Here is a 23,893-nt window from a genome sequence, read left to right as displayed (position 1 = left end):
ACCCAGGCCCTGGTCGCGGCGGTCGCCGCCGAGCACGACCTGCCGTTCCTCGTGATCTCCGCCGGCACCCGCAACCACTTCGCCATGGACTTGGGTCTCGACCGCTCCGACCCCTCTCGTTGCCTCGACGCGCTCACCGAGGGCGAGGAGGTCAGGGTCGACCTCGGCGACGTCGCCGGCCGGGCCTTCGTCAACACCGTGTCGTTCGGGGTGTACGCCGATGTCGTGCAGCGTCCCGAGTACCGCGACGACAAGGCGGGCACGGCGCTGACTCTCATGCCGGACCTGCTGCTCGGCGAGCATGTGCGACGGCTCGATGCGCGGATCGACGGCACGGAGCTCACGTCCCAGCAGGCGCTGCTCGTCAGCAACAACCCCTACGTCTCCCCCGACGAGCTCGGCGGCGGAGGCCGCCGACCTCGGCTCGACGGCGGCGAACTGGGAGTGCTGGGCATCCGGGTCGAGGACGCGTCGCAGGCCGCCGACGTCGCCGTGCGGGGCTCGCAGTCCGCGGGGCTGAGCGTCATGACCGCGCAGCGCGTCGAGGTGACCACCGATCAGGAGGAGATGCCCGTGGCGGTCGACGGCGAGGCGTTGCGGATGCCCACCCCGGTGGTGTGCACGCTGCGCCCCGGTGCGCTGCGGGTCCTGGTGCCACGGGACCGCCCGGGCGTCGTCGTACCCGCACCGCCCGTGGACTGGCGGCGGATCATCGACCTCGCATTCGGCCGCACCGGGCGGACGACGGTCGGGCAGGCCGGCGCCGAGCGGTCCGGTAGCTGAACGGCCCCTGGAGCTCGCCCGTGCAACAGCCACCGCCTTCACGCCGTCGGAACCAGTGGCTCTCCGAGCGCCGCCGATCCGCGGTGAGCGCCTTCGTCGCCGCAGGCGCGTCAGCTCTTCTCCTCGGTGCCGACGGCGGCTGGGCGCGGGTACGGATCTCGGGCGCGGATCTGTCGGTTCTGCTGCTGCTCGCCTATCTCGTCCCGTATCTCATGATCACTGTCATCGCCTTCTCGACCGCGTCTCCGGAGCGGGTACGCACCTGGGCGCGCCGTTCGGCGCGGGGCACGGTCCTGCAGCGGTACGTCTTCGGGACGGCGCCCGGGCCGGGGGTGTCCATCTTCATCGCCGCCGCCGCGCTCGTGGTGGCGGTGGCGTGGCTTCCCGGGCACATCGGCTCCGCATTCGGACCGGTTCCCCGAGCAATGGTGGCGCTCACCATGGTCGCCGTGGCGTGGATCTGTGTGGCCGTGTCCTTCGCGGTCGCCTTCCAGGCCGACAACCTCGTGGAGGACGAGCGGGCGTTGGACTTCCCCGGTGAGGACAGCCCGGTCTGGGCCGACTACGTCTATTTCGCCTGCTCGGTCATGACGACCTTCGGCACCACCGACGTCACGGTGACGTCGCGGGAGATGCGCCGGACGGTGACCGCCAACTCGGGCATCGCGTTCGTCTTCAACACCATCACGGTGGCGAGTCTGGTATCCACCCTGGACAGCATCTGACGGTCGGTCATGCCAGCCTGTTCGGAGGACATTCGATGGTCCTGGGGTCGCGGCCGTGGTGTAAACTCAAACTCGATTCGAGATCGGAAATGTTGTCCGAGGTCAGCCGTCCGGAATGACGAAGTGAGGAACGAAAAGGGATGACGAACCGGGAGCCCGAGCCGGGCGCGACGAGCGCAGCGCCACCCGTAGGCGAGAAGACCTGTGACGTCGTCGTCATCGGTGCGGGGATGGCGGGGCTGATGGCGGCGACGACGCTCGTCGGGGAGGCCGACGTCATCGTTCTCGAGGCCGCGGAGCGGGCGGGCGGACGCGTCGAGACGGTCCGGAAGGGCGAGTACTGGATCAACGTCGGGGCGCAGTTCACCGAGGGAACCGGGCCCTTGATCGACGCTCTCCACCACCACGGCATCGAGATGGGGTCGCTGGCCGGCAAGCGCGTGGCGCTGGCGCTCAATGGTGGACTGGTCGACACGGCCAAACTCTCTGCTCTCATGTTCCGCACGCGGATGAGTTTCATGGACTGGGTCGGCATGGCGATGGTCGGCGCCCGAATTCTCTCGGCCGTCCCCTTCCTCGAGTCGAACAGCAGCCTTGCGAAAAGGGTGCGTGCCAGGCTCGACAGGCGTCTCGCATCAGATCTCCTGCGCGGCGTTCGCTCTCGATTGACTCATGACATGGTCCGGTCATGGTCGGGCCAGTGGATGGGATGTGAGCCCGGGGAGACGGCAGCGACCCAGCTCGTGACGTCGATAGGAGTCTCCCTAACGGACCCGGCGAAGGTGCCCAACTTCGCACTGCCCGTAGGGGGCAACCAGACGCTGACCGACATCCTCGCTGCCGATCTCGGCGAACGCCTTCGGCTCCGGTCGGCCGTCCGTTCCGTGGAACAGGACGAAGACGGGGTTGTCGTGGACTATGTCGCCGCGGGCCGGCCGGTGAGGGTGCGAGCGAAGCGGGCCGTCGTCGCGGTTCCCAGCGATGTCGCGGTGCGGATCCTGCCGCGGCTTCCCCAGAGATACCGCAACGCGTTCGACGACATTCGTTACGGTCGGTACGTGGTTGTCGGCTTCTTCACCGAGGAGGAGGGGCCCCAGCCCTGGGACGATTTCTTCGGCGTGTCCACTCCGCAGCTCTCGTTCCAGGCGATCTTCAACCACGCCGCCGCCACTCGGAAGGGCGGCGTACGGAAGCCTGGCGGTGCGCTGGCGTGTTTCGCCGGCGGCGCCGTGGCCGACGACTTGTTCGAGCTCTCCGATGAAGAGATCGTTGCTCGGTTCACTACGGACCTGCTGTCGGTCTACCCCCAGCTCGAAGGGAAGCTCGGGGAAGGGATCGTGCGGCGGCACCATCGTGTGGTGCCTTTCTGGGCCCCCTGGAGGCGCGCATCGCTGCCGACGCTGCGCGAGCCCCTCGGGCCGATCCACCTGGCCGGCGATTACCAGCTCGACATGCCTTCGCTCGCTGACGCGGCGACCTCGGGCGAGAACGCGGCGAAGGCGGTTCTTGCGAGCCTGAGGCGCTGACCTCGGTCCCCAGCCGATCCACAGAAGCGCAGAAAGGGAACCTGCCTTGAACAGCGAGCGATACGACATGGACAGGGTGAGGGAGCGGCGGAAGGCGAAGGGCGTCGCATTGCGGGTGTTCTTCTTCGTCTTCTTCGCCTACGGCTTCCTCTACATGGTCGGCATGCTGGGTGAGCAGGCCCAGAAGTAAGTAGACGGGAATGGTCGCTGTCCTCGTGCTTCTGTCGCTCCTGTTCGTGTGGTCCCTCGTGTCGGAGCGGATGACCCGATGGAGCATCACGGCACCCATCGCGTTCGCGGCTGCCGGGGCACTGCTGACGGGCGGAGACCGTCCGGCCGTCTCGCTCGACATGGAGACGCACACCTTCCAGACGTGCGTCGAACTCGTGCTGGCGGTGATGCTGTTCACGGATGCCACCGAGACCAGGGACTACGAACAGCTGGGCAGGTCGGTGGGCGAGGGCCGCTTGCTGGGCCTGGCCCTGCCGGGCTCCGTCATCCTGGCCGTTCTCTTCGGCGCCCTGCTGTTTCCTGGCACGAACTGGTGGCTCCTGGCTGTCGCCGCGCTCGTCGTGATGCCCATGGACCTCGCTCCGGCCCTGAAGTTCCTGAGAGATGAGCGGGTCCCCCTGCGGGTGCGAGCCGCCCTGAACATCGAAGGCGGATTCAACGACGGTCTCATCTCGCCGCTCTTCGTGTTCTGCGTGGCCAATCTCGTCACGTCCGAGGGGGACTCCTTCGCCGATCTGGTCCTGAACGCCCTCATGGGCGCCGGGTACGCGATGCTGGCCGGCGGAGCCACGGGCTGCCTGGCTTCCTGGGCGATGCGGTGGTGCCTGGGCACCGGCTGGACGGCGCCAGGCGGGCTGCGTCTGGCCCATCTCGCGCTGCCGTTCCTCGCTTACGCGGCCTCCGTGCTCATCGGCGGCAACGGATTCGTCGCTGCCTTCGTGGCAGGGCTGTGCTACGCCCGCACCGCACACGGTCTCGGCAACGACAACCTCCGACTCGTGTACGACGTGGGGCATCTGATGGCCCTGGCGGTCTGGTTCACCTTCGGCGCTTTGGCCGGGGAGGAGTTCGCCCATGGAGTCGGACTTCCCGTCCTCGCCTACGGGCTGCTCGCCCTTACTGTCGCCCGGATACTGCCCGTAGTCGTCGCGCTCGCCGGCACGACCTTCAGCGGGGCCGAGCGTGCAGCCATCGGATGGTTCGGCTCGCGTGGCGTCACGTCCATCGTCTTCGCAGTCCTGGCCTACACCCAACTCGAGGATGATGACGCGGCGTTTATCGGCAATGTCACCTGCGCGACTGTCCTCCTCAGCGTCTTCCTGCACGGCGTCACGACGGAACCCGTCGCCCGGTGGTTCGAACACCATCCCCGAAACCCGACCGTTCCAGCGGGCCCCACCAGGTGACAGGTAGACGCCCCGGCCGGGTCGTGTCGGCCGGGGCGGGGGTGTGGAGTCGGTGCGGAGTGCGGGGGGTGCGGCCCGTCCAGGAGGAGCGCGTCGTGCACGACGCCGATACCGCTCCGGACGTCGGCGTGGGTGCGGCCCGGGGAGGCTGCAGGAAACGCCGTGCTCGACCCGAACGGCTCCGACGCCAGAGGATCTGTGATGACACCCGGTCACCACAGATCCTCTGGCCACTTCGGGAAGCAATTGATCAGGGAGTGAGCACCAGCCGGATCGGGTCGCCGGTCTTGTTCTCCAGGCGTGAGACGGCGTCGGCCGCCTCAGCCAGTGGAACGCGGGCGGAGACGGACGGGGCCAGGTCGATCCGTCCCGCGGAGACCAGGTGGACGAGCTGTTCCACATGCTCAGGCGCGGAGCCGTAGTGGCCGCGGATCTGGTTGAGCTGGAAGCAGAAGCCGAGGCTGTCGTCGACGGTGATCGGTTCCGGCGTGAGCCCGGCCAGGACCAGCACTCCTTCGGTAGCGAGTACGGCGGTGGCCTGGGCACGAGCTGCCGGGATGCCGGCGAAGTCGAGAGCGACCTGGATGCCGCGTCCGCCCGTGGCCAGGTCCACCGCCTGGGCGAAGTCCGGCGAGGCCGGGTCCAGGGCGAGGTCCGCCCCGAAGGCGAGGGCGCGTTCGCGAGCGGTGGGCAGCGGGTCGACGACGATGATCGGGGCCGCGCCGACCATGCGGGCGATCCGGATGCCGTGCGCGCCGAGGCCACCCGCACCCCAAATACCGACCGCCTGTGCCGGCCGCACCGCTCCTGTCTCCAGGATGGCGGCGTAGGGGGTGGAGACGGCGTCGGGGGTGATCGCGGCCTGGTCGAACGGCAGGTCGTCCGGGATCGGGACCAGGGTTTCCTGGCGGGCGATGGCGTACTCGGCCCAGCCCCCGTCGTAGTCCACGCCGAGCGTCAGCGGTTGCCGGCACACCGAGCGGCGCAGGCAGCCTTCGCATGTGTCGCACGCCTGCCCCGACTGGAGCACCACCCGCTGACCCGGTGTCCATGTGCCCCGCGTGTCCGGGCCGATGGTGTGGACGACGCCCGCGACCTCGTGGCCGAGCGTGAGCGCGCGGCTGTTCCTGACCGCTTCAACCGGGAAGAGAGGGCTGAGGCTGCCGTCTATCAGGTGGACGTCCGACAGGCACACCCCGGCGGCCCGCACCTCGACCAGGATCTCTCCCGGGCCGGGGACGGGCACGGGAATCTCTTCTACGGCGAACGTACGCGTGTCCAGGTGAAGCCGTCCGGCGAGCATCGTGTTCATGGCGGAACCTCTATTGCTTCGATGGGGGAGAGCACGGTCATCGTGCACTTTGTCGAGTGACTATGTCGCTTAACCGTGTCGTCTGACAGAGTCGCCTGTCAAGCTCCTGACGAGGAACGTTCTCCACCCTGCCCTAGTTCCGTCATTCGAACGTGTCACTCGGCACAGTCGTATGACTTTGTCACTCGACAATGTCATCTGTATGTTGGTTCACGAACGACAGATCATGCTGAGGAAAGGCACGCTCATGACTCACGCGTCCGGCTACAGGACCGAGGCGATCCCCGAGCGCCCGGCGCTGCCCCTGGTCGGCCACGGCCTTGGTACCCCGAGCGGGGCCGATCTCGTCTTCCACCTGATGAAGGAGTTCAAGGAGATGGGGCCGGTGTTCCGGCTCCGTGCCTTCGGGACCAAGTACATCTACGTCGGCGGCCTGGATCTGGTGACGGAGCTGTCGGACGAGACCCGGTTTCGCAAGAACACGCCGCCGGACCAGGTCGCGGCACGTGCGATAGCCGAGGACGGCCTGTTCACCGCCTTCAACGACGAGCCGAACTGGCGTAAGGCGCACGACATCCTGATGCCGGCGTTCTCCCTCGGTGCGATGCGCGGCTACCACGCGACCATGGTCCGAGTGGCCCGCTCCCTGATCGCCAAGTGGGACCGGGTCGCAGGGGAGGACTCCGTGGACGTCGGTGGGGACATGACCCGGCTGACCTTCGACACCATCGGGCAGTGCGGCTTCGGCTACGACTTCGAGTCACTCCGCCGGGACGAGCCGCACCCCTTCGTCGCCGCGATGATACGGGCGCTGAGCTACACCCAGGACAAGGTCGAGTCCATGCCGGGCATGGAGGTGTTCAAGCGGAAGCAGACCGAGCAGTTCCACCGGGACGTCAAGCTGATGAGGGACGTGGTCGACCAGGTCATCCGGCAGCGCAGGGCGTCCGGCGACACGAGCACGGAGGACCTGCTGGGCCGGATGCTGCACACCCCGGACCCGGTGACAGACCGGCTGCTGGACGACGAGAACATCCGCAACCAGGTGATCACGTTCCTCGTCGCCGGACACGAGACCACCAGCGGCGCCCTGACCTTCGCCCTTTACTACCTGACCAAGTACCCCGCGGTACTCGCGCGGGCCCAGGCCGAGGTGGACGCCCTGTGGGGAGACACCGACGCCCCGGAGCCCGAGTACGGAGACATCGGCAAGCTCACCTACATCCGCCAGGTGCTCAACGAGAGCCTGAGGTTGTGGCCGACCGCGCCCGGCTTCGCCGTGGAGCCCATCGAGGACACCGTCATCGGCGGCAAGTACCTTGTACGCAAGGGCGAGACGCTGCAGGTGGTCACCCCGACCCTGCACCGCGACCCCGCCTGGGGCGAGAACGTCGAGCTGTTCGACCCCGAGCGCTTCTCGCCCGAGCGGGAGGCGGCCCGCCCGGTACACCTGTTCAAGCCGTTCGGCAACGGTGAACGTGCCTGCATCGGCCGCCAGTTCGCCCTGCACGAAGCCACCCTGCTCCTGGGTCTCCTGGTGCACCGCTACCGGCTGATCGACCACGCCGACTACAAGATGAAGATGAAGTTCGCGCTCACGCTCAAGCCGGTGGACTTCACCCTTCAGCTGGCCCGGCGCACCAGCGCTGAGCGCCGTCTGCCTTCCGTCACAGCGAGCGGTTCCACCACGGACCGGGACGCGCCCGCGGCCCGCCGGGGCATCGGCACGGCAGTGACCCTTCTCCACGGCTCCAACCTGGGCACCTGTGCGGGCATAGCCCGCGATCTGGCGGCCGACGGAGGCGAGCACGGGTTCGCCGCGTCGGTGGCGTCGCTCAATGACTACGTCGGCAAGCTGAGTTCGGCCGAGGGCCCGGTGGTGATCGTGGCCGCTTCCTACAACGGCAGGCCCACCGACGACGCCGCTGACTTCGTGGCGTGGCTGGAGGGACTCGAGCCCGGCTCGCTCGACGGTGTCACCTATGCCGTACTCGGCGTCGGTGACCGTAACTGGGCAGCCACCTACCAGCGCATCCCGACCCTCATCGACGAGCGCCTGGCGGCAGCCGGTGCCACGTCATTGCTGGAGCGCGGTGCGGCCGATGCCTCCGGTGATTTCGCGACCGCGGTGGACCGGTGGACGCGCGACCTGTGGACCGCTCTGCTGGAGCGGTTCGGCGAGCCGGTCGCCGGAACCGTGACGGCAGCCGAACCGGAGCAGGACGACCAGAGCCTCTACGAACTCGAGGACACCACCGACTCGGTCATCGGCGGACTCGCGGCACGGCACGGCGTGGAGCCGATGGAGGTGCACGACGCGTACGAGCTCGTCGACATGAACCACGAACTCGGCCGCTCCAAGCGCTTCGTGAGGCTGCGGCTGCCCGAGGGCGTCACCTACCGCACCGGCGACCACCTGGCCGTCCTGCCCACCAACCCGGAGGCACTCGTTCAGCGGGTCGCCGGCCGTTTCGGTCTCGACCTGGACCGCACCGTCCGTGTGCGTGCCCGCCGGCGCAGCCGCAGCGCCCTGCCCGTCGACCGCCCGCTGACCCTGCGCCGGCTGCTGACCGACTTCGTCGAGCTTCAGGACCCGGCCACCCAGGAGCAGGTCGCCGTGCTCGCCGAGCACACCGAGTGCCCGCCGGAGAAGCGCCCCCTGGCCGAACTCGCCGCAGCGCCCCCCGAGACCTTCCGCGAGCAGGTGACCGACGCCGGAACCAGTGTCCTGGACCTGCTGGAGCGCTACCGCGCCTGTGAGCTGCCCTTCGAACGCTTCCTGGAGCTGCTGCCGGTCCTGCGCCCGCGCCACTACTCGATCTCCTCCTCCGCCGCGGCCTCTCCACGCGAGGTGGACCTGATGGTGTCACTGCTCGCCGCGCCTCACCGGAGCGGTGAGGGAACCTTCCACGGCATCACCTCGCACTACATCCAGACCCTCACGGCCGGTGACACGGTGCAGGCCCGGGTCCTGCCGTGCAGCGAAACCTTCCGTCTGCCCGAGGACCCCTCCGTGCCCGTCATCCTGGTCAGCGCGGGCACCGGCCTGGCGCCTTTCCGCGGGGCGGTCCTCGACCGGCTGCACACCGGGTCGACCGGAACGCTGCTGTGATACTTCGGCTGCGACCACCCCGACGTCGACTACCTGCACCGGGAGGAGTTCGAAGCCGCGGAGGCGGCCGGAGCGGTCAGCATGCGCCCCACCTTCATGCACGCGCCCGAGGACGGCGCCCGCTTCGTCCAGGACCGCATCGCTCGCGAGAGGGAAGAAATCTGGGCCGCACTTGAGGCAGGCGGCCGGGTCTACATCTGCGGTGACGGCCGCCGCATGGCCCCTGCGGTGCGTGAGGCGTTCATGTCGATCTACCGCAAGCACACCGGCGCCAGTGACCAGGAGGCCACCGCCTACCTTGAGGCCCTCATCGAGTCCGGCCGATACATCGAGGACGTCTGGGCCGGCTGACCGCGGCCACCCCGCTCCATTCAACCCCCACGGCCACCGGCGCTCGTCGCCCGTGGCCGTGGGGTCGTGTCGTGAAACGCGCCCTGCTTCCTCCACTTGAGTCGGCTACCACATGCTGGGCCACTCGGGGAAGCGGCACAGGGAGGCGGCCGGGGTGACCCACTCGGACCACGCCACCGGCGGTTCCGGTCAAGCGACCCTCGCGAGCCGATGGCTCACCGTCGTCGCATCAGCTGGTCGGCACGTCCACGAGATGCAGCTGCCCCCCGGCCAGAGCCGTGGTCGCAGACACCAGAGCCTGAAGCCCGGCGCGTTCCGAGTCAGCGTCAGGTGCCGAGAGGCGCTGCAGGGTAAGGCCGTCAAAGCCGGCGAGGAAGAACCTCGCGATGGTCTCCGCCGGCTGGGCGAGACGGTACCCGGTACGCTCCGCAGCCTCGGCCATCAGCCTCGCGGTCACCTCGATCACGCCACGGAGGTGGGCCTGGCGGACCTCACTCAGGCGTGGAGTGCGCAGGGCCAGCATGGTCAGCTCCGTCAGCAGACGGTAGGTGCTCGCCTCATCGCGAACGGTGCGCCACAGAGCGCCCCCCAGCGCGGCGATCGTCTCCTCGAAACCAGCGCTCGTGGGAGCCGCTCGCTCGACCTGCGCGATCAGCTCCTCGGTGAGGTGATCCATGACCGCTCGGTACAGGTCCTCCTTCGTGCCGAAGGTGTAATGGACCGTGGCCTGCGCGACGCCCAGCTCTGCGGCGATGGCGCGTGTGCTGCCGGCGGCGACGCCCTCCCGGCTCATCAGGTCGATGGCCGCCTTGATCAGCTGAGGGCGGCGCTCAGCCGCGGAAACATGAGCCATAGGCTCAGTATAGAGACTCAGTCCAATGACTAGGTCTGCTGACCTAGTCGCCCCTGGAATGAGAGGAAAGGTTTCCCATCTCCGGCGGGTCAGCGATGTGGAAGGCTTCACGTGCCGGGCGCAGCCCCCTGGGCACGATTCCGCCGCTCATCAAGTAGGGGTGGACCCACAGGTACTCGCACAGCAGCGGCCAGGACCGCGTAGAGCGGCCACTTCTGGAGAAGCTGAAGGCCGGCAAGGATCTCGCGCAGCAACTACAGGACTTGTGGCCGCTGCTGACCAGAAGAGGGTTCGAGGTCGTCGTGCGCCGGGCGGCTGTGGGTTGCGGGATGGCTTCTGCTGCCACCGAGCCATAGGGCGTTGAGGGCAATGCAGCACCTCCTCCAGTACCGATCCCCCTGTGCGGAGAGAGAGGTCGTCCTGGGCGTGGACGCACGGCGCGCCCTTGTCGCCGCCGCGGTCTCCCTGCTGGGGAAGATACTGGCGCCGAGTCCCTTCCGGCGACGACGGCCGGCTATCATCTGCTGCTCGTCTGGGCTCGCAAGCGGGGACGGTGCGCCGGGCTGGTGTTGGAGGGCACCGGCACCCTTGGCGGGGGCCTGTCCCAATGCCTGCTCGCTCAACACGTCCAGGTGTTCGAAGTGGACCGGCCCAACCGCGGGGCCCGCCGGCTGCTGGGGAAGTCGGACCCGCTCGACGGGCAGGCCGCCTGCGAGCTGTGCTCAGCGGTCGAGCCCGGGCCGGGGTGAAATCCGGCGTCGGTCCGGTACGCCGGGTATTCAAATTCGCCAAAGACTCCGCGGTCAAGGCTCGTACCCAGGCGATCAACCAGCTCAGGGTCGTTCTGGTCCCAGCCGACCCCGCGCTGCCCGAACGGCTGTCCAGCCCGGGCGACCGCGAACTGTTCCACCGGCGCACGCCTCGGCCTGCGCGACGACGGGAGCGACGAGGATGCGGTGGCCCAGGCCAGGGGGGCGAGTGAGGCAGTGGCCTGAGTGCGGGCGGCGGCAACGCCTCCGGCGGGTGACGCCGGGGGCCGGGGCGGTCATGGCGACGGCGGGCCGCCGTCGGTCACCACCCCGCCGATGAGATCGCGGACGAGAGCGGCCGCCTGAGTGCGGGCCTGCTCCGGCTCATCGGTCTCCGTGATCGTGATGGACAGCTCGGTGAGCGCTCCGTAGAACGCCCGCGCGACCAGGTTGGCCGGGTGGGGCCGCAAGCGGCCAGCGGCGAGAGCGGCGTCCACGATGTCGAGGACCAGGCCGCCGAGGTGGAGCTGGTCCAGTTCGCGCCACCGCTGCCAACCCAGGGCGATCGGCCCCTGCTGGAGCACAATGTGCCGGTAGGCATGTTCGGCGCAGACGTCGAGGAACGCGTCGACCGCCCGGTAGGCGCGCTCACGCGGATCGGGTACGGCGGCGATCTCCGCCCGGATGCGCTCACTGGCCTGCCGTTCCAGCTCCTCGAAGACGGCCTCGAAGAGTCCGGGCTTGCCCTCGAAGTGGTGATACAGCGCGCCTCGCGTCAGCCCGGCGGTACGCACCAGCTCCTCCGCGGAGACGCTCGCGAAGTCCCGCTCGGTGAAGAGCCGCAGCCCTGTGTCGAGCAGGGCGCGGCGCGTGTTCTCCGCGTATTTCTCGCGCACTGTTTCCATACGCCATGGATATCACATACATTGTGCATCTCAGATTCACTCTGTATGAACGGTGGCCGTGATGGAGAAGTCAGTGGACGTCGTGATCGTCGGAGCCGGGGTGGCGGGCCTGGTGGCTGCCCGTGACCTCGTACGGGACGGCACGGACGTACTTGTCCTGGAGGCACGCGACCGCGTCGGTGGCCGGCTTCTCAATGGCGAGCTCCCCGGCGGCGCCCCCATCGAGGTGGGTGGGCAATGGGTCGGGCCGACCCAGCACCACGCCATGGAGCTGATCAGGGAGCTGGGCCTGCAGACCTACCCGACGTACGGCGACGGCGAGCACATCTGGGAGTTCGGCGCCACCCGCTGCCAGTACACGGGCCGGATCCCCAAGGTGAACCCTCTGGTCCTCGCCGACATCGGGCAGGCCCAGTACCGGCTGGACCGGATCGCGCGCCAGGTCGCCGCGACCGATCCCTGGCGGGCGCCTCAGGCCGAGGAACTGGACCGGCAGACCTTCGACACCTGGCTGCACAGGACCGCGCGCACACCAGGCGGCCGGAGCTTCTTCCGTCTGATCACCGAAGCGGTCTTCTCCACCGAGCCCGAGGACATGTCCGCGCTCTGGGCCGCCTTCTACGTCGGCGCCGCCGGCGGCCTCGACCCGCTGATCAACGTCGTCGGCGGGGCCCAGCAGGACCGCGTCGTCGGCGGGACGCAGCGCATCGCGCTCGAACTGGCCGAGGAGCTCGGCGACCGGGTCCTCCTCGAAGCGCCCGTCACCGACATCGACTGGCAGCCCACGGCGGCCTCGGGCGTCCGCGTCTCCACGCGCAGCGGTCTGACCGTCCGCGCCCGGCGGGCTGTGGTCGCAGTGCCGCCGCCGCTCGCTGCCCGCATCCGCTTCACTCCGGGCCTCCCCGGTGACCGCGACCAGCTCGTCCAGAGGATGCCGATGGGCCGGGTCATCAAGGTCAACATCGCCTACGACGAGCCGTTCTGGCGCCACGCGGGCCTCAGCGGTCAGGCGAACAGCACCCACCGCCCCTTCGGCACCGTCTTCGACAACACCCCACACGACGGCTCGTGCGGCGTGCTCGTCGGTTTCCTCGAAGGCCGGCACGCCGACGCTGTCTCACGCATGGACCCCGACGAGCGCCGTGCCCAGGTGATCAACGACCTCGTCGGCTACTTCGGCCCCAAGGCCCGCAACCCCATCGCCTACATCGAACGCGACTGGGCGGAGGAGGAGTACAGCCGCGGCTGTTACGGAGCCTTCACCTCGCCCGGCACCCTCACCCGCTTCGGCCCGGCGCTGCGCCGTCCGGTCGGCCCCCTGCACTGGGCCGGTACCGAGACCGCCACCCGCTGGCCGGGCTACATCGACGGAGCCGCCGAATCCGGCCACCGCGTCGCCGACGAGATCCTCCCCAAGCTCTCCTGACCCCGACACGTGAGCGAGGCCCCACCATGAACACCGCCCCCGCCACCCTCGGCACCGACCACGACCTCGATGCCCTCGTCGCACGACTCGCCACCGGCGAACACGCCTGGGCCCGCACCCACCTCGCCGAACGGCGCGAGCTGCTCCTCGGCGTGGCAGCGGCCACCGCGGCCGTGGCCGACGAATGGGTCCGTACCGCGGCCGGGATCAAGCGGCTCAACCCCTCCTCCCCACTCGTCGGAGAGGAGTGGATGAGCGGCCCATACGCGGTGCTCACCTACCTCCAGGCGCTCCAGGAGACCCTGCGACGCCTCGACGACGGAGCCGACGTCCTCGGCGACACCCGGATCACCCGGGCCCCGGGCGGTCGGCTCGCCGTCCGGGTCCTCCCGTACGACACCTACGACAAGCTGCTCCTGAGCGGCTTCCAGGCCGAGGTCTGGACGACCCCCGGAGTCACCGCGGACCAGCTACGGGCCACCGCCGGCCTCACCCAGCGGACACCACGGCAGACCAAAGGAGTGGCGCTGGTCCTGGGAGCCGGCAACATCTTCTCCATCCCGCCCCTGGACGTGCTGTATCAGCTGTACGCCGAGAACCGCACCGCCGTCCTCAAGCTCAACCCCACCACCGACCCGCTCGCCGACGTCTACCGGGCGATCTTCAAGCCGCTCACCGACAGGGGCCTGGTCGAGATCGTCACCGGCGGACCCGAGGTGGGCGCGGCACTCACCGCGCACCCCGGGATCACTGCCGTCCACATGACCGGCAGCGAAAGTACCCACGACGCCGTGGTCTGGGGAACCGGCGAGGACGAGGACGCCGCCAGGGCCTCGGGCACACCGAAGCTGACGAAGCCGATCACCAGTGAACTCGGCGGTGTCTCCCCGATCATCGTCCTGCCCGGCTCATGGTCCGACGCGGACCTGCGCTACCAGGCCGAACACGTGGCGACCATGCGTCTGCACAACAGCGGCTGCAACTGCATCGCCGGCCAGATCCTCATCCTCAGCTCCGACTGGCCGCAGAAGAACGCCTTCCTCACCGCCCTGCGCCGGGCACTTTCGACCGCACCCGCCCGCCCGGCCTGGTACCCCGGCTGCGAGGCCCGCGTCCAGACCGCCCGGGACCTCCACCCCGGAGCGGAGAAGCCCGGCGGCACTCCGGAACGCACCCTCCTCACCGGTCTCGACCTCGCCGATGACAACGAATCAGCCTTCACGACGGAGTACTTCGGTCCGGTCCTCGGCGTCGCCGAACTACCCGGAAGTGGCGCCCAGTTCCTCGCCGCCGCGGTCGCCGCGGCCAACGACCGGCTCCACGGCACCCTCGGAGCCAACCTCATCGCCCACCCCGACACCATCAAGGAGCTCGGCCGACGCATGCGCGACGCGATCGCCGACCTGCGCTACGGCACCATCGCCGTCAACGCCTGGACCGGCGTCGGCTACGCGACCCCGCGCGCCGCATGGGGTGCCTTCCCCGGCCACACCCTGGACAACGTGCAGAGCGGCATCGGCATCGTCCACAACGCCCTGCTCCTGGACCACACCGAACGCACCGTCGTCACGGGCCCGTTCAGGCCCGCCCCACGATCCGTACTGCACGGCGAGTCGTCCATCTCCCCGAAGCCGCCGTGGTTCGTCACCAACGCCACGGCCGCCCGCACCGGCCGACTCCTCACCAAGTTCGCCGCCAACCCCCGATGGCAGGACCTCCCTGCCCTGATCACCTGGGCCCTGCGCGGCTGACGCCGCTGCCACGGGCACTGCGGCCGATGCCGCACCCCCCCCGAGTGCCCGTCACGCTAACCACTCACCTCACCGATCCAAGAGCCGTCCGTCGTCACAGCCCACCACCGACCACCGCCACAGAAAGAAGAGGTTCTTCCATGCCCCTGACACCTCACGTGCCCGCGCCTATCTCACTGGCGACCTGGCAGCAGGGCCCGCACAACCGATACACCGCCGGCAGGATGCGCGAGGTGGTACCGACCGCTCGGGTCGCCGCCGGACCCCACCCGATCCCGCTCCCCGACGGCGAGCAGCTGACCCTCGACCTCCCGGTCACCTCACCCTCCGCAGGGACCACGACGGTCGCCGACATCGTGGCACGTACGTGTATCGACGGCCTGATCGTGGTGCACCGCGGCACGGTGCGGCACGAGTCATACCCCGGCGACCTCACCCCCGACCGCCCGCACATGCTGTACTCGGTCAGCAAGTCGATCATCGGTGTGATCGCTGCCGGCCTGGTGGCCGACGGCCACCTCGACGTCGACGAGCTGATCACCGCTTACGTACCGGAACTGGCCGGTTCGGGCTACTCCGGGGCGACGGTCCGCGACATCCTCGATATGCGATCGGGGATCCGGTTCTCCGAGGATTACCTCACCCCCGGCTCCGATGTGAGCCAGATCGACCAGGCGGTCGGCTGGGCACCGCGCGAGGACGACCGGGCACCCGCGAGCCTGTACGAGTACCTACGGCTGCTGCGGGCCGAGCGCGAGCGCGCGCACGGGGGTCCGTTCACGTACCGATCGTGCGAGACGGACGTCCTCGGATGGGTGTGTGAACGCGCCGCCGGGGAGCGGATGCCCGAGTTGCTGTCCCGACGGCTGTGGTCCCGGCTGGCGGAGCAGGACATGGACGCAGCCGTCGACCGCAGCGGAACCGTGTTCTTCGACGGCGGGCTGGCCGCCACTCTGCGCGACACCGCCCGCTTCGGCGAACTCGTCCGGCGCGACGGAGGCCGGCAGAACCGCATCGGTCTGGTGCCTGCTCACTGGATCGAGGACTGCCTCACCGGCGGACCCGACTCCCGGCAGGCGTTCGCGGACGACCCCAGCAGCATGGGACTGTTCCCTGGCGGGATGTACCGCAATCAGTTCTGGGTGCCGTACGCCGAACGCCGGGTCCTGCTGTGCCTGGGCATCCATGGCCAGATGCTCTACATCGACTTCGACAACGAAGCAGTCGTCGCGCAGCTCTCGTCATGGCCGGTGCAGGTCCAAGAGGACTACCTCCAGGACGCCTTCGCGGCGGTGGAGACCATCATCGCCGCACTCTAGATTCTGTCCGCACCCGCTGGTGATGCGGCCGGGTCCACGACGTGGTACTCGCACGGAGGCACTCGCGCGGCGCGGCCATCGCGGCGGTCCAGGTATCGGGGGGCCAACCCCACATAGCCGCTTCGTCAGTCCGTTTCCCAGTCGAACGAGCCCTGGCCGGACGGGCCACAGCCCCGCCCGGCCCTTCGGCTTCACGGGGCAGCGGGAAACGTTCATCTCCTCCTCGAACGGCCCTGGATAGGACCCGGCAGGCCGGAGCTGAGTGCCGTCCTTCAACCAGACGAGGCGGATCATGGTGAGGCTTGTGCCCCCTAGCTCATCGATGCTGGGGGAGCCACCTATCGCCCGGGGTTGCCATCGAGTTGACGTGGCAGGGCCCTGTCCAGGCGCCCTCGCGCCGCTGTGCCGGTCGGCAACTATGTAGATCGCCACCGATCCCTTGGCGGCGCACCTGTACGCCGACGGTCACGGGGCTAACCGTCATCGCCGATCACGAGTGGGTGGCGAGCCAACGCCTTGTCCGTCTGTCCTTGCCAGGCTGAGGGCCAGTTCGGACGAAGCCAGCCGGCAGTGATCGGAACGTGCCGTCATACGGGGAACGATGCCGCGGTTGCGAGGTGCCGTCCCGGACGGGGGCTGACTCTTGAGATCTTTGACCGAAGTGTCTAGTCACGGGCCTGTCGACTGTCGTCGCGGGATGGTGCCTGCTGTCACCGAGCCATAGGGCGTATCCCTATAGGTGCCTTGCCGATGATCAGGCGCCATCACAGTTCAGACTGCCCGGGCCAGTGTCGGCTACTCAGTACGTCACGACGCGGGAGGCGAACCACCATGACGACCAGAGAGCGCACCACCTCATCCAGTACGGATCCTCCCGTTCGGCGCGAGGTCGTGCTGGGCGTGGACACACACGGTGAAATCCATGTCGCGGCCGTGGTCTCCCCGCTGGGGAAGATCTTGGGCACCGAGTCTTTTCCGGCGATGGCGGCCGGCTACCGGCGGCTGCTGGTGTGGGCCCGCAAGCGGGGGACGGTGCGCCGTCGGAGTGGAGGGCACCGGCACCTTCGGTGCGGGCCTGTCCCGCTACCTGCTGGCCCAGCACGTCGAGGTGTACGAGGTGAACCGGCCCGGCCGGTCGGCCCGCCGGCTGCTGGGGAAGTCGGATCCGCTCGATGCGCAGGCTGCCGCGCGAGCCGTGCTCAGCGGTCGCGCCCGGGCCCGGGCCAAGTCCGGCGACGGTCCGGTGCACGCCGCCCGGATCTTCAAGCTCGCCAAGGACTCCGCGGTCAAGGCCCGCACCCAGGCGATCAATCAGCTCAAGGCCGTCCTGGTCATCGCCGACCCCGCCCTGCGGGAACGCATGTCGAGCCTCGGCAACGCCGAGCTGTTCCGCACCTGCGCGCGCCTCGGCCCACCCGACGGTGGGGGAGACGAGGACGGAGTGGACCTGGCCACCCCTATGACGTTACGCATGCTCGCCGAGCGCATCGGACAGCTCACCGGGCAGATCGACGAGTTGAACCAACGCTTGACCCAGCTCGTCGAGCACCATGCCCCACAGCTACTCGAACCGGTGGGTATCGGTCCGGACAGCGCCGTCAGCCTCCTGATCACCGTGGGAGACAACCTCGAGCGACTGAACAGCGAGGCGTCCTTTGCTGCCCTTTGCGGAGTCAGCCCCCATCGAGTACTCGTCGGGGCGGCGGCGCACACGCCGCTTCAACTACGGCGGCGACCGCCAGGCCAACGCCGCCCTGCACCGCATCGTCTTCTCCCGCCTGCGCCACGACCCGCGCACCCAGGCGTACTACGAACGCCGAACCCAGGAGGGCAAGACCCGACGTGAAATCATCCGATGCCTCAAGCGATACGCAGCCGGCGAGGTCTTTAACCTGGTCAGACCGGTGTCCCGCACCCCCGCGTTATAGGGGCGTCTGTGAGACATGAGAGGGTCTGACGCGTGAGTGAGACACCGTCGAACACCTTGCAATACCGCTTTGACGGGCCAGAAGAGGCTCCCGTCCTGATCTTGGGTCCCTCCCTGGGCACCACCTGGCACAGGTTGGAGGGACCGTCCAGGGGTGTCTAAGCCAGTCCAGCGCGGGCATGAAACCGCAGGTCAGGGTGTCCTGGTCCGGGAGCGGCTGCTCAGTTGGTGATGACTGTGTGATAGATGGGTGATACGGCGAGGCCCCGCCGAGGACCATCCTGGTGGGGCCTGTGCACGGAGCCGTGAGACGACGAAGCCGCACCGGAGCTCTCCGGTGCGGCTTCGTCGTGAGGGCGGCTGCGCTGTCGGGCGCGTGTGGTCGGTTCCTCATGCGGCCTGTCCCGTGTGACGCGTTTGGGGGTGCGCCTACTTTGCGATTGCACTCGCCTATGCGCCTAAGAAGCCGGTTTCGTCAGGTGTTCCGTTGTGCTGAGCTGCGGATGGTGCAGTCGAGGACGAACGCTCGGACGTTCAGGTTCCTACTCTCGTTGAGCCGAGCGGCCTGGGCATCGTAGGTCTCCTTCAGGCCGGCAGGTGTCTGCCTTGCAGCTGGCCGCTTGCGTTCCTTCGCCGTCCACTGGTCGGTGGGGAAGAAGGCGATCAGGTAGATGCCGTTGCGAGTGCCCAGCGCGGCGAGGTAGTCGTCGGCGAGCTGGGTTTGCATGGCGGTTTTGATCTTGTCGTGCCAGTTGCCCTTTACTTCGATAGCGACCTGGGCCACGGACTCTTCCTGCCGCTGTGGTGAGGAGTGAGTCGCCGCAGCGGTGGGCGCCTGCAGGAGCAGGTCGATGCGGTCACCTGCACCCTTGATGTTGCGGTACACCTGCACTTCGCGGTTGATGAGAATGCCGCCTTCGACGAGGTCTCGTCGTAAGGCGTAAGCGAGGTAGTCGGACACCAGGTTCTCGTCTTTGGGAAATCGCAGCCGTTGCTTTCCGCTCTGGCCGTTCGGCAGGGTTTCCAGCTCGGTTTCGTTCCACAGAATTGCCGCGGGGAGAGTCCCTTGGGCCAGGTCTTCCTGCATTTTGTTCAGGAGAGCGATGACGACGTCCATCAGATCCGTTCCGTCCCTGACAAGTCGTCGACGTGGGTCGTGGATCAGCTGACTGAGTTCGTCGGGGGTGGGGCGGACCCAGGAACCTTCCCGGTGCGCTTGCACGGCTTTCTGTGCCGCCGCTCGGATAATGCTGGTCTTGGGCCAATCGGCCGCCAACTCTCGTAGGAGACGGATGGCCTCACCGGTGCCCCGCGAGGCGAGGTGGTCGAGTACGACATCAATGTGCGTCTGCGCAGCAGTCGCACCCGGCGGGGACGAGCCAGCCGAGTCCGTCGAGGGGAAGCGGCCCAGGAGGATGCGGGCGATTTCGGCCAGTGCCGGTTCGGACAGTTTGAAGAGCCACGCCTGAGTGCTGTGAGAGCGGGAAAAGGCGCCGGAAACGGCTACGAGCGCGGTGCCGTCGGTACGAAGACGGTGCTCTGCTGTCGGCCAGATTTCTGTGGGTGTCTCCAACAGGAAGACACGCAGATAAGCGGCGTCCAGACGCTCGTCGCGTGCTGGGTTGGGCTCGCTCAGCGGCGCACCGAATCGGTCCCGTACTTGGTGGCAGACACGGGGGCTGCCTTGACGTAGAAGGATGGTGAGGACACGAGCGAGGACATCGTGGCCGCCAGGGCCGATGGCGGGAGCCTTTTCGTGAGCTTGCGCGGTGAGGTCAGTGAGTGTCTGCAGCAACCTGGTCTCCAGCTCCGGTGTCCAGATGTAGGAGGCCAGGTCGAGGACAGGCGAGGTCTCTTCCGCCTCGTACAACGCCCGGACCAGCGTGTCGTAGGTGGTCTCGAGTTGCAGCGCGGCGTGGAGGAGGGCCATTTCCAGCAGCTGGCCGCGCGGGCCGACGTGGCGGGCCGCAGTGCTGGTGAGGGGGAAGGCTAGGAGTGTCGGTGCCCAGGCTTGCCATTGGCCTGAGGGCAGCGTGGCCAGTATCTCGCCGTCGTCGTTGAGGAGTGCTGTGAAGGCAAAGATTGCTGCCCATGGACGGGCGGGAAGGCTGTTGGTGCCGATCCAGCTGCTGTCGGTGGGCAGGCCGTTCGTGACGAACCTGCGTGCTACGGCCAGCAAGCGGTGTTCATAGCCGTCGGCGAGGATGACGGTACCGGGAAGAGACAGCAGATCGGTGAGCAACTCGGTGGCCGCGAACCTGCCTGTGTCCGGATCGCATTGCAGGTTCCAGCACAGGGACACGAAGCTGTCGTGGTCGCCCGACTCCGCCTGTGCGAGAAACTCGCGGGTGGTGGTGATGTACTCGTCGCGGCCCTGCCATGGCTTCGTTCGCGACTGACGTCTTGCCGCCTGGGCCCTGAGCTGGTCAGCGCGAGGGCCGTCGATGGGAATGGCCTCAAGGTCTTGAGCGAACACCTGTGACCAGACTCTGGTGCCTTGAGTGGACCATGCCGTGTCCTGCCCGGCGTCTGTCGTCCTGGCCATGGACCACACGTGCTGCAGCATGGGCCAGGCATGCGGCGCCTTTTCGTCGCTGAGGCTCTGTTCGAATTTTACGAGCCAGGCGAGATCTGTGGCGTCGAGCAGGCTGGTGCGCTGTTCTCGTTCAGGGCCGACGGATGTCTCAAAACGCGAGCGGACGGTCCGTGTGGAATGCGGGTCCCATCCCTCGGCCAGCTGGAAGGCATCCTCTGCGTCTTGGGCGACGTCGATGAGGTGTCGAGTGAGCGTGCGGCGCAGATGGCGAGCGTGCTGGTTGTCAGGGTCGTCCAACGGTGCGCACAGCGGCGCGGGAACGGACAACTGTGGGTACGTCTGCAGGTAGATACGCAGCCACACAGCCACAATGGGAACACGCGCCTCGGCTTCCGGCCCGCTCAGTGCGCGGTCGAGGAGGCCCTGGACCATGGCTGCTTCGTCGGACCAGCCGGCCCACAAGGAGTTGGGATTCATGAGATGCGATCCGGCCCAGCCCAGAAATGGCGCGATCTGGTCCTCCGAGAGAGAAGCAGGCAGACGGCGGCAGAAAGAGGTGTAAAGGCTGGGATCGGTTCGTGGCGGTGTCAGGGCTGCGAGGAGTTCATCGAGGGTGAGCCAGGGCTGGCATGTCTGAAGGACAGCGCCGCGCAAGCCGTCGGCGGGATCGTGCTCGGGCTGTTGAGCTAGTTCGGCGAGGATGGGCCTGAGCAGTGGAGCAGCCTCTGTCTGGTCCAGCATGCCAGCACATTGGGCAGCCAGGCGGCGCAGCCGGTGAGGATGCTGGGCATCACAGGCAATGGAAGCTACTGCCTGCAAAAGTTCCCCGACCTCGTTCTCGGCGATCAGGTTGAGGATGAGTTCGAGTTCGTGTGTGATGTGGGGCGCGCGGTTTACGGCTTCGTGAAGAGCCTGCTCCAACTGGCCGGCAAGGCCGGGGTGTCGCAGGGGCGCCATATGCCACCAGGGCAGGCCGTCGCCAGTCGTGTCCTGTCGGGCTTGGCGCAGCAAGCCATCGACGATGAGTTCGGCGCAGTGCGGGTCCTCGATGTAAGAGCTGTAGGAGGCTATGGCCTGCGGGTCGACCTCGATCAGCCAAGGGCCGAGGTCTGGACGCAGGGAGATGAGCCAGGCAGCCAGTTCATGAAGGTCTGTGGGAATGCCAGGCTCGCCGACCTCCCCCCGGTGGACGAGAAGTCCCTGCAGTTGTTCGCGGGGGACTTGGTGGTCGGTGAGGTATTGAGCGGTGAGGTAGGAGGCGATGGAGGCGTGAGCAGGACCAGCGGCTGCAGGGCCGCGGTTGCTGAACAGCGAGCTGTTCAGGACCCCCTCAACGATGGGGCGCTCGATCGTGAACGTGTCACCGGGGGTGCCCTCTCGTGTGCCGAGGAAGGTGTCGATGGCCAGCAGAGCCTGGCCGGGCTCGGTACGGCGCCTTGTGGTGATGCCCTCGGCGCCGGTGAGCACGCAGTAACAGGCGAGGCGGGCTGCGGTGGCGAACCTCTGGGACCGGCTTCCAGCAAGGTCGTCAGGGGCACGGTCATGGCCTTGGTGCATGACGGCATGCGGGAGGGCGAACGAGTAGAGGCTGGCGCGGCTGGCAGGCAGTGTGCTGTGTTCCAGAAACGTGTCGAGCAACAGGTCCAGAGTCAAAGGGGTACGCGCGAGGGCTTGGGCGCCGGCGTCGGTCACAGCTTCGAGAAAGAGCTTGGGATCCACGCCCTTGGCGGAGGCGGCTGCGACCAAGTCGCTTCGGCGGAGAGGTGCCAGTGTGTAGGTGCGGGCTTCGTCGATATCGAACGCGGCGATCACTGCCTGGCTCAGGACGTCGGTGTAGGCCATGCTGCGGCAAGCGATCAGTACTTGTAGCCGACGGCAGTCATAGGTGGCGGCCAAGTCGGTAAACCAGCCAGCAATTTCTTTGCCGGTGGCGCGGCATTCATCAACGCCGTCCAGGACGAGAAGATGCGCATGCCCTGCCTCGGCATCGGCCGAGCTGGCAGCGGGCGTATGTCCTCTAGGGCCAAGTCGGCTGAGTACCGCATCAGCCTTGCGAGTCAGGTCCTCCCAGGACCGGACCTGGCCGAGATCAACCCGCACTTGTGCATCCCAGCCCCGGCTCGTCGGGGTTGCCTCGAGAACGGTATTCAGCGCGGATGACTTGCCGATGCCAGCTTCCCCGAGCAGCACCGCAGAAGCGGAACAGGCGTCAATCAGCGGCACAACCGACGGAGGCTGGCGATACCAGCTCGACGTGTCCATGAGGAACCCATGGGAGTCGACAGGGAGGTCCTCTCCCACAGGGACGCAGAATCTGTCCAGTCGCATACGGCACCCCTTCAGCCAAGGACACCGAACCTACCGCCGCAGGGCTACGCCTGGCACTCCGCTCATCCAGCAACCCGCGCCTGACTCTGGCGGACCAACAGCCGCCTGAGCCGCCTGCACGCAGCGAACGCCGAGTGCAGTCGCCACCCACGCAGCTCAGAGCAGGTGAGTCACAGCCTGCCGACCGGGGGCAACGCGGTGGGGGCCCCTATGTCTTTGGTCAAGGTGGTCGGGGCGGTATCGGGTGGGTCTGGCAGTGTAGCTGTCGTGAGTGATGACGTGTCGGGACTGCTGCACCGCATCGTGTTCACCTAGCTGCGCTTCGATGCCCGCAGCCAGGCGTATTACGAACGCCGACCCAGAAGGCGAGACCCGGCGTGAGGTCATCCGATGCCTCAAGCGACATGCCGCCCGACCTGCGCGAGGAGTGTGCGCTTCCTCGCTGCTGGTACGCATTACGAACCGACGGACTCCCATGGCAGGGCGGGCTGCTGGGGAAGTCGACACAGGGTGCGCCGTAGATCGTCGCGGTTGAACTCGATGCCGGCTGTCAGCAGGGTGCGGGTGTGTAGGTCGAGTGCATCGAGGAGGTCGTCGGGGAGGCCGACTGCGATGGGAATCTGCCAGGCGTCCTTGAGGAAGGCGTCGAGTTCCTGCTCTTCAACCCGCAGGTGCACGTGAATCGACCACGGTTCAACCGACTTCATGGGTACACGGACGGAGCGCCCACGCGCTCCGATGATCCGATTCCCTGCGAGTTGAAGTGCACGCAGTACGGCCATCTCCGAGACTGCGGCGATCAGCATCGCGCGGCTTTCCGTTTCCAAAGTTTGCTCATCCCTTCTTTGCCGCCTCGAGTGTGCGCCGTGCAT

General features: G+C 67.9%; 14 protein-coding genes and 3 pseudogenes. 12 read left to right on the top strand and 5 right to left on the bottom strand.

Annotation, left to right across the window (positions count from 1 at the left end; translation table 11 throughout):
* From N4P33_RS00550 to N4P33_RS00530, 5 genes are all read left to right on the top strand, one after another.
* Window positions 1–783 (top strand): diacylglycerol kinase family protein (locus N4P33_RS00550; protein ID WP_260824163.1); only part of this gene is annotated, 783 nt, incomplete at its 5' end.
* Between the two features lie 83 nt (window positions 784–866).
* Window positions 867–1,508, top strand: a complete 642-nt coding sequence (locus tag N4P33_RS00545) for a DUF1345 domain-containing protein (protein ID WP_260824162.1) — start codon at window positions 867–869, stop codon at window positions 1,506–1,508.
* Window positions 1,509–1,648: 140 nt separating this feature from the next.
* The gene (locus tag N4P33_RS00540) at window positions 1,649–3,034 is read left to right on the top strand and encodes an NAD(P)/FAD-dependent oxidoreductase (RefSeq protein ID WP_260824161.1); all 1,386 of its coding nucleotides are present in this window, start codon (window positions 1,649–1,651) and stop codon (window positions 3,032–3,034) included.
* A gap of 46 nt (window positions 3,035–3,080) precedes the next feature.
* Window positions 3,081–3,224, top strand: a complete 144-nt coding sequence (locus tag N4P33_RS00535; RefSeq protein ID WP_260824160.1) for a hypothetical protein — start codon at window positions 3,081–3,083, stop codon at window positions 3,222–3,224.
* A gap of 10 nt (window positions 3,225–3,234) precedes the next feature.
* Window positions 3,235–4,452: a cation:proton antiporter gene (locus N4P33_RS00530; RefSeq protein ID WP_260824159.1), complete on the top strand. Its 1,218-nt coding sequence runs from the start codon at window positions 3,235–3,237 to the stop codon at window positions 4,450–4,452.
* Window positions 4,453–4,702: 250 nt separating this feature from the next.
* On the opposite strand, the gene N4P33_RS00525 is transcribed toward N4P33_RS00530, so the two are convergent.
* The gene (locus N4P33_RS00525) at window positions 4,703–5,764 is read right to left on the bottom strand and encodes a zinc-binding dehydrogenase (protein ID WP_260824158.1); all 1,062 of its coding nucleotides are present in this window, start codon (window positions 5,762–5,764) and stop codon (window positions 4,703–4,705) included.
* A 247-nt stretch (window positions 5,765–6,011) separates the two neighbouring features.
* On the opposite strand from N4P33_RS00525, the pseudogene N4P33_RS00520 reads away from it, so the two are divergent.
* Window positions 6,012–9,227 (top strand): annotated as a pseudogene (locus N4P33_RS00520) (bifunctional cytochrome P450/NADPH--P450 reductase).
* Between the two features lie 229 nt (window positions 9,228–9,456).
* Here N4P33_RS00520 and N4P33_RS00515 read toward each other — a convergent pair.
* A complete protein-coding gene (locus N4P33_RS00515; protein ID WP_260824157.1) occupies window positions 9,457–10,080 on the bottom strand; it encodes a TetR/AcrR family transcriptional regulator in 624 nt (207 codons plus the stop codon).
* Between the two features lie 1,045 nt (window positions 10,081–11,125).
* Complete coding sequence (locus N4P33_RS00510) at window positions 11,126–11,734, bottom strand: TetR/AcrR family transcriptional regulator (RefSeq protein WP_260824156.1); 609 nt, start codon at window positions 11,732–11,734, stop codon at window positions 11,126–11,128.
* Window positions 11,735–11,795: 61 nt separating this feature from the next.
* Here N4P33_RS00510 and N4P33_RS00505 point away from each other — a divergent pair, with 61 nt between their 5' ends.
* The 6 genes and pseudogenes from N4P33_RS00505 to N4P33_RS00485 all read left to right on the top strand — a co-directional run.
* A complete protein-coding gene (locus N4P33_RS00505; protein WP_313904424.1) occupies window positions 11,796–13,160 on the top strand; it encodes a flavin monoamine oxidase family protein in 1,365 nt (454 codons plus the stop codon).
* Window positions 13,161–13,186: 26 nt separating this feature from the next.
* Window positions 13,187–14,911: an aldehyde dehydrogenase family protein gene (locus tag N4P33_RS00500; protein ID WP_260824155.1), complete on the top strand. Its 1,725-nt coding sequence runs from the start codon at window positions 13,187–13,189 to the stop codon at window positions 14,909–14,911.
* A gap of 140 nt (window positions 14,912–15,051) precedes the next feature.
* The gene (locus N4P33_RS00495; RefSeq protein ID WP_260824154.1) at window positions 15,052–16,230 is read left to right on the top strand and encodes a serine hydrolase; all 1,179 of its coding nucleotides are present in this window, start codon (window positions 15,052–15,054) and stop codon (window positions 16,228–16,230) included.
* Window positions 16,231–17,152: 922 nt separating this feature from the next.
* A pseudogene (locus N4P33_RS35625) lies at window positions 17,153–17,863 on the top strand (transposase); the annotation flags it as partial.
* A gap of 22 nt (window positions 17,864–17,885) precedes the next feature.
* Window positions 17,886–18,158, top strand: coding sequence for a transposase (locus N4P33_RS35495; protein WP_313904423.1), 273 nt, complete (start codon window positions 17,886–17,888; stop codon window positions 18,156–18,158).
* Window positions 18,159–18,190: 32 nt separating this feature from the next.
* Window positions 18,191–18,289 (top strand): annotated as a pseudogene (locus N4P33_RS00485) (3-oxoadipate enol-lactone hydrolase); the annotation flags it as partial.
* Window positions 18,290–18,632: 343 nt separating this feature from the next.
* On the opposite strand, the gene N4P33_RS00480 reads toward N4P33_RS00485, so the two are convergent.
* Together N4P33_RS00480 and N4P33_RS00475 are read right to left on the bottom strand one after the other, a co-directional pair.
* Window positions 18,633–22,955 carry an NACHT domain-containing protein gene (locus N4P33_RS00480; RefSeq protein WP_260824153.1) on the bottom strand — a complete coding sequence of 1,441 codons (4,323 nt, stop codon included), beginning with the start codon at window positions 22,953–22,955 and terminating at the stop codon, window positions 18,633–18,635.
* A gap of 521 nt (window positions 22,956–23,476) precedes the next feature.
* A complete protein-coding gene (locus tag N4P33_RS00475; RefSeq protein WP_260824152.1) occupies window positions 23,477–23,848 on the bottom strand; it encodes a hypothetical protein in 372 nt (123 codons plus the stop codon).
* Window positions 23,849–23,893: the final 45 nt, after the last annotated feature.

This window comes from Streptomyces sp. 15-116A (assembly GCF_025290915.1).
Classification (GTDB): domain Bacteria; phylum Actinomycetota; class Actinomycetes; order Streptomycetales; family Streptomycetaceae; genus Streptomyces.
The sequence above is the reverse complement of the archived record's forward strand: the minus strand, read 5'-3'. Positions and strand labels throughout refer to the sequence as shown.

Bases quoted from the DNA above. Each gene is read 5' to 3' on its own strand.
- N4P33_RS00540 (WP_260824161.1), top strand. From the start codon at position 1,649: ATGACGAACCGGGAGCCCGAGCCGGGCGCGACGAGCGCAGCGCCACCC.
- N4P33_RS00530 (WP_260824159.1), top strand. From the start codon at position 3,235: ATGGTCGCTGTCCTCGTGCTTCTGTCGCTCCTGTTCGTGTGGTCCCTC.
- N4P33_RS00525 (WP_260824158.1), bottom strand. From the start codon at position 5,764: ATGAACACGATGCTCGCCGGACGGCTTCACCTGGACACGCGTACGTTC.
- N4P33_RS00515 (WP_260824157.1), bottom strand. From the start codon at position 10,080: ATGGCTCATGTTTCCGCGGCTGAGCGCCGCCCTCAGCTGATCAAGGCG.
- N4P33_RS00510 (WP_260824156.1), bottom strand. From the start codon at position 11,734: ATGGAAACAGTGCGCGAGAAATACGCGGAGAACACGCGCCGCGCCCTG.
- N4P33_RS00505 (WP_313904424.1), top strand. From the start codon at position 11,796: ATGGAGAAGTCAGTGGACGTCGTGATCGTCGGAGCCGGGGTGGCGGGC.
- N4P33_RS00500 (WP_260824155.1), top strand. From the start codon at position 13,187: ATGAACACCGCCCCCGCCACCCTCGGCACCGACCACGACCTCGATGCC.
- N4P33_RS00495 (WP_260824154.1), top strand. From the start codon at position 15,052: ATGCCCCTGACACCTCACGTGCCCGCGCCTATCTCACTGGCGACCTGG.
- N4P33_RS00480 (WP_260824153.1), bottom strand. From the start codon at position 22,955: ATGGACACGTCGAGCTGGTATCGCCAGCCTCCGTCGGTTGTGCCGCTG.